A 9,464-nucleotide genomic window follows, 5' to 3' on the forward strand; every position below is an offset into this window, starting at 1 on the left:
GAGTAGGAGAGCGTATCGTAGTGGATGAATTAGTACGAGTAAAACACTTGAATAGTCGAGTTCTTTTGTGTGAAATTTCTTACTCAGTTATCACTAAAATGGACTGGATTCTCAAGTTAAAGAATCCAGTCCATTTTTAATTTGGTTCAAATTCATCATTAACATTAATCATAGCTTAAATAAAAATTTTATATCAATTTTCAAGCCATAATCTTTGGCTTTCTTTGAGCCAATATTGGTGCTTTATATTCGATTTCTTCGCCTGTTTCAATATCAATAAATGTACTGGTCTCATTAAACCAACGATCTGGCGCTTCATGTCCCCAAAATGTTTGACGGAGTGGGTCATTTAAATCCCAACGAATTGGCTTTAAGTCTGGGTCGGTTGTTAAATAATCGCCCGTATATAATTCAATGCGATGACCATCTGGGTCTCTCAAATAAAGGAAGAATGCATTGGATAACCCATGTCGACCTGGTCCTCGCTCAATTGAGTGTGCATACCCCATACTTGCTAATACGTCACAACAATCTAGAATGCTGAGTCTGTCTGTTAGCGAATAAGCGAAATGATGCAATTTTGGTCCAGGTCCATTCATAAATGCTTGATCGTGAACTGTTGGCTTTCGGTAAAGCCATGCTGCCCACAAATCTCCATCCTCAGTTTCTGTATACTCAGAACATGAGAAGCCTAAGTTATCTATATAAAAATCATATGCTTTTTGAACATCTGGCACTGCACAATTAGCGTGGTCTATTCGCTGAATCTTCGCTCCACGATAAAGATCATAGCGTTGAAGCATCCGATTGACAGTTGTCATTTCCGCAAAAAACTCTAATGGAATACCTGAGATATCATGCGCTCGAAGAGTTCTCCCCATCGCATGTTGTGTTCCTTTTGGCATCCATTTTGTTTTTAGACCTTTAGACATAAACAGTTTTTCAATTTCTTCAAGGTCTTGTTCCTTTTCTACTTTGTAACTAAGTACTTCAACAGTGGCTTTATCCGCTTTTTTCAATAGTAAACTATGATGTGAATGTTCTTCGAGACCTCTTAAGTAAATATGATTTTCATCACTTTCTGTTTCAATCATGCCCAATCCATTTACGTAAAACTCCCGAGATGCCTGTATATTTGTAACGTGAAGAACGGTTCTCGCGATACGAATAATTGAAAAATCCATGGTGTTCACCACACTTTCCTTTTATTTTCCGAACTGTTGAATATGATGGTCAGCAATTGAAACGTGAATGATTTTTTGCTCTGTATAAAACTCGAAACCGTAATGACCACCTTCACGACCGATGCCTGAAGACTTAGAGCCTCCAAAAGGTGTTCTTAAATCTCGAACATTCTGAGCATTTACCCATAACATTCCCGCTTCTACTTTATGTGCTACGCGGTGACCTCGTTTAATATCATTTGTCCAAACATAACCCGCAAGTCCGTACTTGATATCGTTAGCAAGCTTAATAGCCTCTTCCTCATTTTTAAATGTCAACACAGTTAACACAGGACCGAAGATTTCTTCTTGTGCAACACGCATATGATTTTTAGCATCTAGAATCAGTGTTGGTGCTACAAAGTTCCCTTTTGCTATTTCTGCCGGGATGTCTGCTGTAATTACTTCAGTGCCTTCTTCTTTGGCAATATCTAAGTAACTTTTAACCTTAGTAAAATGGCCTTTATCAATCAATGGCCCGACTTCTGTAACTTCGTCTAGAGGGTCGCCAAGTTTAATGTTTGCAACGCGTTTCTTCAACGCAGCTACAAACTGATCTTTTATTCCTTCCTGCACAAACAGTCGTGAGTTAGCCGTACATCGTTCGCCATTAAAAGAATAAATCCCCCATACACATGCATCTAATGCTCGATCGAAATCAGCATCTTCAAAAACAATAATTGGTGATTTTCCACCAAGTTCCATCGAGCAACTTTTCAATGTATCTGCACTGTTTTTAATAATGGTTGAACCCGTTTTGGTTTCCCCGGTAAACGAAATGAGCTGAACATCCGGATGCTTTACTAGCGCATCGCCTGCAGTCTCACCGTATCCATGCACAACGTTGAAAACACCTTTTGGAAGATTGGCTTTATGAATAATTTCTGCTAATAGATTCGCTGATAATGGAGAAAGTTCTGCTGGCTTAAGCACAACTGTATTACCCGTCGCAAGTGCTGGTGCCACTTTCCAAGTTTCTAGCATAAATGGTGCATTCCACGGTGTGATTAATCCAGCGACACCTACGGGAGCGTTAATTGTGTAGTTGATAAATTCATCGTCTACTTGATAGGCATCTCCAACAAGACGGCTTTCTACCATACGTGCATAAAATCTAAAATTTTCTGAAGCTCGACTTACCATCTTTCTCGTTTGGCTAATCGGAAGCCCTGTATCTAGCGATTCTAAAAACGATATTTTTTCTACCTCTTCATCAATAAGGTCAGCTATCCGATATATATAGGACATTCTCTTCGTTAGTTTCATCGTTTTCCAAGGACCATGATCGAAAGCTTCACGAGCAGCTGCTACAGCCTTGTTGATATCTTCAGATTGTCCTTCAGCTACTTCATTGATTTGTTCATTCGTAAATGGGTTCATGTTTTTAAKCGTCGTCCCGCTTGACGAAGAACTAAATTCCCCATTGATATAGAGTAAAATATTGTTTTGTGTTTCATGTTTTAAAGCAATTTTCTCGCGAGAAGATACCATACTTATCACCTATATCCTTAATAATTTTGTCGTGATCATTCAAGATATTATTGTTAGGTTGTTGCCGCTTCTTTTGGCAATTTCCCAAGTTCGATGAGTGTATCGCGAACTTCTTTTTTTAGTCCCTCAGAAGGGAAGCCTAACGGCAGTCGAAGCTTCGGATTAATTTTCCCCATCATGCCAAGTGCAACTTTTGCGGGTCCAGGATTGGTATCTTTAAACAACACATCATTCAGCGGCATTAATTCGAAGTGAAGATCCTGACATCTTGCCACGTCACCCGCATGCCATGCATTATATAATTCGGCCACTTTGACCGGTTCGACATTGGCTGTCGCACTGATGAATCCAGCTCCTCCAATAGCAAGCATCGGATAGCAAAGCAGTTCAATCCCCGAATACAATAGGAAGTCCCTACCACAGTTCAGCAAAACACGGTTAACATGTTCAAAGTCTTTGTTCGCTTCTTTGACTCCTACGATATTAGGACAATCTTCAGCAAGTCGTTTCATCGTACTTACTTCCATATTGACAGCTGAACGACCAGGGATGTTGTAAATAATGATTGGTGTTTTAACTGAATCTGCAACAGTTTTAAAATGTTGATAAAGTGCTTCTTGGTTTGGCCTGTTATAATAAGGGACGATAACCATTGCCGCATCTGCGCCTATTTCTTCAGCATACTTCGTTAGTTCCATCGTCTCGTCGTGATTCGTTGAACCTGTTCCTGGCGCAAAAAATACACGTCCATCAATCGTTTCCTTCGCAAGATCCATCACTCTTTTTCTTTCAGCAATTGTTAATGAGCTCGGTTCCCCACTTGTACCTGTAACAGAAATGCCGTGACTTCCGCTTTCAATCTGCCAGTTAATCAATTCGATAAATGCTTTTTCGTCAATCTCACCGCTCTCAGTAAATGGTGTAACGACGGGACAAATAGAACCTCTTAACTTTCTTTTCGCTTCTTCGTATGCCAAAATCATCTACTCCTTCTAGTCATTAAAGTCTGTAAAGGTTATTAAACTTCGTTTTTTCTAATTGATTACTCTTGAAGTTCTTTTAGTTCGCGATACTTACCTTGGCTATAAATTAAGGGAGCTTTTTGCTCAAGCTTCACTCCAGTTACTTGGCCGATATAAACGGTATGATCTCCGACTACATATTCGCTATGTAGTGTACAAGTAATGACCGCTAAAGCATCTGCAAGGGTTGGTAAACCTTTATATGAAGAAAACGTAATTTCATGCTCCAAATTAAGTTGACCCGAGAATTGTTTTGACTCATCTTGTTGGTTAGACGTTAATATATTAACAGCGAATTGTTTTGCATCTTTAATATGTTGCAACATTCTTGCGTGTTCTCCTACACTAATAGCAATAAGCTTTGGGTTTAAAGAAATCGACATGAATGCATTTGCCGTCATGCCATGTACCTCACCAGCAACTTCAGTGGTAATGACCGTTACACCAGTTGCAAAACTCCCCATAGCATTTCTAAATAAACGATCGTCTACTTCTTGGTTTTCAATCTGCATTTTACAATCTCCTTTCTTTCCAATCAGCCATATCTTTAAAATCTCTCGGTTTTCAGCGAGTCAGGTTAGGGTGACTTTTTTATAATAAGATGCCCGCTTCTTTTTTCGTTCTATTTAAGAAGTTAGTAACCATGTCTTTATACGGTTGCTTATCGAATTGATCATAATAGGCATTGGACATTCTCACGGGATCTCCAAAGAAATAGTATTCATACAGTGCTTGTCGGTTACCAAATGCACTGATTGAAATATCCCAAGCCAAACGGAAAAGTTGAACTTTTTCTTCTCCGTTGATGTTTGCACCTTGTGTATATCGGTGAACTAACGGACCTACATCTGAATTACTGAAGTCTGCTTCTGAAGGCAGTGCCATCAAACCTGAAGCTCCAAGAATTTTAATGATTTCATTCATACGTTGATACATTTTCGGATACCAGTTACGTGCTGCATTCAACGGTTCAAAGTCCGGTGTCATATTACCGTATTGATCAATTTTTGCATTGTGCTCTGAGCGGTATAAATGAGAACGCATCACTTCTAAAATAACCATGATTTCGCTAGCCTTTTCTTTAACATGCATGAACTGTTCTATACCAATAGATTCCATCATACTGATCACTACACCCAGAACGAATTCTGTTTTCACGATGTTTTTTGCAATAACTTGATGGGTCATATGGATAACCGCATTCGTTTCGGTATACGTACGGTTACATATATTTGTACTCTCACTTACAAATACTCTTTCCCATGGAACGAATACATCTTCAAAAGAAATGATAGCGTCGCTTTCATCGAATCTAGCACCTAGTGGATGATCCCATTTACTTTTCCCATAATCGAATGATTCACGGGATAGAAATTTTAAACCTGCCGTATTATTTGGAATGGCAAATGCAAATGCGTATGGATCGTCTGTCGTTCCAGGTGTTCTGTTTATAGTAGAAGGGAATACAACAAGTTCGTCAGTAATACCGCCTAAAGTAGCTAAAAGACGACAGCCATTCACATAAATTCCATCTGTAGTCTTTTTAGTAATGCGTGCGGATAGAGATGGATCTTTTTGCTCGGTCTGAGTTAACTTCGATCTATTCACTTGTGGGTGAATTAACGTATGGGTTAAGCTAATGTCATTTTCACGTGCATATTCATAATAGTCTCGAGCATTTTTTGCGAATTGTTTACTTCYGCCACCTTCTTGTGCGAAAAATTCACTTGCTGTACCAAAAGCCATAATACTCGCGTTCAAATAATCTGGTGAACGGCCCATCATTCCTCCGGAAAAAGTAGCCCATTCTGTATTCATTTCACGTCGTTTAAACAAATCTTCTTTTGTTTTAGGAGCGATAAAAGAAAGTCCCACCTTTTTTCCCGATGTCGGTGAAGTATATAACATTTTTTCCGGCTTCTTGTGTTGCAAATCATAAAGACCCGCTACGCTTTCAACAACATTTTTAAATGCTGGATGTGTGGTTACGTCGTCTACTTTCTTCCCATGAATCCATACCTCGGTCTTACGTTCTTTGATACCTTCAATATATTCTTTCCCAGTTCGTGCTCCCATTCTGTTCCCTCCTCATATCGAATCAAACTTATCTTTCATCTTTTATCGTTCAGGTTAAATAAATCTTAGCAAGAATTTTCTGACTATTCTATTCGGGATTGTTACGAAAAAATGCTAATCTACTCAATTGGTAGATTTTCTTCCTTTTTGAACCTTGAATGAATATTATTTTGTTTATAAGTGCCAGCTTCACTAAATTCAATAAGCTCCATCGACAACGCCAAGTACCGATTTGACATGAGGTGTGAGAAATGTTCTTTAATCACTTCAAATAGCGCATCACAAACTTCTTTCTTAATATCTTCGGAACGCCCCGCGCCTATTTTCAAAACTGCATGGACGAACGCATCATCTTCTGCACCATCAGCTATTCGATAATCATGTACTTCAATCGCTCTTGAACGAATTCCACCTATAGGAAAAACAGTGTCCTTAGCTATCAAAACTTTATGGATCTCTTCAAATAGCTTCGCAATATTTACATCATCTTTGATGTTATCCGTGTACTCTACAATAAAATGTGGCAATTAACTTTCCCTCCTATTCACTTTATCGATTTGTAAACGATTCATCCCCGATAATGGTATTCACTAAACGCCCTATTCCCTGGACTTCCGTAACAACTACGTCTCCAACAGCAGTATCAACTGAGCCTTTAGGTGTACCTGTAAGAATTACGTCATTTTCACTCAATGTCATAAAGCTACTTAAATACTCGATAAGGGTTGGGATATCGAAAATCATATCTTTCGTCGTTCCTTGTTGGACGAGTTCGTTATTGACATGAGTAGTCAATTTTAAATTCATCGGTTCAGCAACATCCGCAGCGTCGACCAACCAAGGACCGAATGGTGTACAGGTATCTCGATTTTTAACTCGCAAATTAGGACGATAATAGTTCTCCAAATAATCTCTGATGGCATAGTCGTTCGCCACGCTATAACCTTTTATATAGTTGTAAGCGTTTTCTTTTTTTACATTGCGAGCAGTTTTGCCGATGATGACTGCCAGTTCACACTCATAGTGCATATAAGAGACATCAGCTGGACGACGAGTAGTGCCTTGATGTCCAATAAAGGTATTTGGTCCTTTTAAAAAGACCAGTGGTTCTGATGGTGCATCAAATGCAAGTTCTGCTGCATGATCCGCGTAGTTCAACCCTAATGCAAACACCGTACGCGGTACAATTGGAGTAAGCCATACAACATCTTTCTCTTCAACTATGCGACCATCATCTAATTTAAGTCGACCTTCCCATTCAAACGCTTCATGGATAGCGCCGCCATATGATATACGCGCAGTTCTCATTTTGTCCCCCTCCGCATGAATGTTTTTTCGTCAACAATTACATTTTCCAAGATACCGATACCTGCTATTTCTACTCGAACCTTATCTCCCAGTTTAGCTTGCGGTGCCTCTTCAGGAACCCCAACGAGTAACACATCCGCAGGATTTAATGTCATGAATTCTGTTACATCTGCAAGTAAGCGAGCAACTGGACGAATCAAGTTCTTTGTTGAATTTTCCTGCCGGAGTTCATCATTAATGTAGACTCGGATAGGTAAATCATCCGGGTTACTTACAGCCTGGCGATCGACAATCCATGGTCCAATTGGACAGAATCCATCGCGCGCTTTTTGTTGAACGGCGGGTCGGTAGATGCTCTCGTGAGGAATGCTCACATCGTTAACAATCGTAAATCCTGCTACATAATCCAGAGCTGTTTGTTCATTCACAGCTACCGCTTTCTTACCAATTACAATGCCCAGTGCAGCACCCATTTCAAGCTGTGATATTCCTTCTGGCATTGGGATACCTTCACCATATCGGTTAAAAGTATTTGCCGGTTTAATGTAAAGAACTGGAGCAATTGGCGGTGATAGATATGGTTTGTTATGAACCGCTTCGGCTAGTCCTTCAAGTACCCCTTTAAAATTCATTAGTGTACCGAAAACTGTTCCCGTAATCGGCGTGTCGAACTGTATATCATTCATGTTGACCTCGTTGCCATCTATAACAACAGTTTTCGTTCCTGAACCTACATCGACTGATACTAACTCAGGTACACCTAACACTTTCAATCTTGCATGACTCACATATTTCACTCCTTTAGCTACTAGACTATTATTTTCCATAGTACAAATAACCATAGTTTTCCTGCAAAAACCTCACATTAAAAGGGCGCCCTTCTTGTAGAATGGAGTTTTCAAACTACATACTAATAGAAGAGTCGCCCTTATAAGTAAGAATCAACAACTCAGTGTTACAACAAATGTTGCTTTAAAGAAAATATATCATCATTTAATAAATTCATTTCAACATTACACAGACAATAATGCTTTATCACTATTTAGTTTTTCGCCACGGATACGTTGAAACTCATCCATTAATTTTGGGATGGTTAATTTCTTTTTCTCTTCCGCTTCTATTTCTAAAATGATTTGTCCTTTATCCATCATAATAAGCCTGTTCCCTAAGTCCAAAGCTTGCTGCATGTTATGTGTGATCATCAACGTTGTAAGCTGATTTTGTTCAACAAGTTCTTTAGTTAAATTGGTAATCAATTCTGCACGCGATGGGTCTAGTGCGGCAGTATGTTCATCGAGTAACAAAATATCTGGTTGCGTAAAGGTAGCCATCAACAGAGAAAGTGCTTGTCTTTCTCCTCCTGAAAGCATCCCTACTTTTGCATTCAATCGGTTTTCAAGATTTAAATGAAGTGATTCAAGAGATTCACGGAATAATTCCCGACGTTTCTTGTCCACACCTTTTCGCAATAGACGTTTCTTGTTTCGAGAATAGGCCATTGCAAGGTTTTCTTCGATCGTCATAGTAGGAGCCGTTCCAGCCATTGGATCTTGAAACACCCTTCCAATCATTTGAGAACGCTTATATTCTGGTAATTTAGTAACGTCTTTATTCGCAATTTCAATTACACCGAAATCAGGAGTTAGTGCACCAGAAATCATATTCAACATCGTTGATTTTCCAGCACCGTTGCTTCCAATCACCGTCATGAAATCACCGGGATTTAACTTAAGATTAATTTGATCTAACGCAATTTTCTCATCTGGTGTGGCTTCGTTAAATAATTTATTAATCTGGGTAAGTTTTAGCAACTGCAGCTCCTCCCTTCGTTAGCGAATGTTGATACTCTACTAAGCGTTCAGCATGCCTTTTTGCTTTTCTACTCTTTTCTCGTTTCTTCTCAAAATATTGAGGTAAAATCAACGCAACTATTACAATAACCGCAGTAATTAATTTCATGTCTCCTGTATCAAGAAAGTCCACTCGAAGTGCTAGTCCTAGTACTATTCGATAAATAATGGCTCCCGAAATTACAGCAAACGTGGTTCGAACAATCGTTTTAGTACCAAATATTGCTTCACCGATAATAACCGAAGCCAGTCCGATGATAATCATTCCGATTCCCATACCAATGTCTGCAAACTTCGAATATTGAGCAATAAGTGCCCCCGCAAAAGCAACCAAGGCATTAGAAAATCCAAGACCTACAATAATGAGAGTATCTGTGTTTGCCGAAAAAMTACGAATCATTTTTTTATTATCACCAGTGGCTCTTATGGCAAGGCCCACTTCAGTTTTTAAGAACCAATCTACAATCAACTTAATTAGTAAAACGATGATGGCC

At 39.2% G+C, this 9,464-nt stretch carries 10 protein-coding genes; all 10 read right to left on the bottom strand.

Features of this window, described 5'->3' with window-relative positions:
- Window positions 1-200: 200 nt before the first annotated feature.
- A complete protein-coding gene (gene hpaD / locus AC1DOS_RS14955) occupies window positions 201-1,184 on the bottom strand; it encodes a 3,4-dihydroxyphenylacetate 2,3-dioxygenase (RefSeq protein WP_477538139.1) in 984 nt (327 codons plus the stop codon).
- A gap of 21 nt (window positions 1,185-1,205) precedes the next feature.
- Entirely contained in the window at window positions 1,206-2,714 is a 1,509-nt protein-coding gene (hpaE, locus tag AC1DOS_RS14960) for a 5-carboxymethyl-2-hydroxymuconate semialdehyde dehydrogenase (protein ID WP_477538140.1), read from the bottom strand.
- A 53-nt stretch (window positions 2,715-2,767) separates the two neighbouring features.
- On the bottom strand, window positions 2,768-3,691 hold the full coding sequence (gene hpaI, locus AC1DOS_RS14965; RefSeq protein WP_477538141.1) for a 2,4-dihydroxyhept-2-ene-1,7-dioic acid aldolase: 924 nt from the start codon (window positions 3,689-3,691) through the stop codon (window positions 2,768-2,770).
- A 65-nt stretch (window positions 3,692-3,756) separates the two neighbouring features.
- Complete coding sequence (locus tag AC1DOS_RS14970) at window positions 3,757-4,248, bottom strand: flavin reductase family protein (protein ID WP_108585713.1); 492 nt, start codon at window positions 4,246-4,248, stop codon at window positions 3,757-3,759.
- 79 nt (window positions 4,249-4,327) lie between these two features.
- The gene (gene hpaB, locus AC1DOS_RS14975) at window positions 4,328-5,812 is read right to left on the bottom strand and encodes a 4-hydroxyphenylacetate 3-monooxygenase, oxygenase component (protein ID WP_477538142.1); all 1,485 of its coding nucleotides are present in this window, start codon (window positions 5,810-5,812) and stop codon (window positions 4,328-4,330) included.
- A gap of 119 nt (window positions 5,813-5,931) precedes the next feature.
- Window positions 5,932-6,339 carry a 5-carboxymethyl-2-hydroxymuconate Delta-isomerase gene (locus AC1DOS_RS14980; RefSeq protein WP_477538143.1) on the bottom strand — a complete coding sequence of 136 codons (408 nt, stop codon included), beginning with the start codon at window positions 6,337-6,339 and terminating at the stop codon, window positions 5,932-5,934.
- Window positions 6,340-6,361: 22 nt separating this feature from the next.
- Window positions 6,362-7,120, bottom strand: coding sequence for a fumarylacetoacetate hydrolase family protein (locus AC1DOS_RS14985; RefSeq protein ID WP_477538144.1), 759 nt, complete (start codon window positions 7,118-7,120; stop codon window positions 6,362-6,364).
- On the bottom strand, window positions 7,117-7,908 hold the full coding sequence (locus AC1DOS_RS14990) for a fumarylacetoacetate hydrolase family protein (protein WP_477538145.1): 792 nt from the start codon (window positions 7,906-7,908) through the stop codon (window positions 7,117-7,119). Before AC1DOS_RS14990 ends, AC1DOS_RS14985 begins: the two co-directional genes overlap by 4 nt.
- 225 nt (window positions 7,909-8,133) lie before the next feature.
- Window positions 8,134-8,931, bottom strand: a complete 798-nt coding sequence (locus AC1DOS_RS14995) for an ABC transporter ATP-binding protein (RefSeq protein WP_108585718.1) — start codon at window positions 8,929-8,931, stop codon at window positions 8,134-8,136.
- On the bottom strand, window positions 8,909-9,464 hold a 556-nt coding region (locus AC1DOS_RS15000; protein ID WP_477538146.1), incomplete at its 5' end, for an ABC transporter permease. The genes AC1DOS_RS14995 and AC1DOS_RS15000, both read right to left, overlap by 23 nt.

The organism is Paenisporosarcina sp. P5_A11 (assembly GCF_056400705.1).

Coding starts and splice junctions, on each gene's coding strand:
- hpaD (WP_477538139.1), bottom strand. CDS start 1,184: ATGGATTTTTCAATTATTCGTATCGCGAGAACCGTTCTTCACGTTACA.
- AC1DOS_RS14970 (WP_108585713.1), bottom strand. CDS start 4,248: ATGCAGATTGAAAACCAAGAAGTAGACGATCGTTTATTTAGAAATGCT.
- AC1DOS_RS14985 (WP_477538144.1), bottom strand. CDS start 7,120: ATGAGAACTGCGCGTATATCATATGGCGGCGCTATCCATGAAGCGTTT.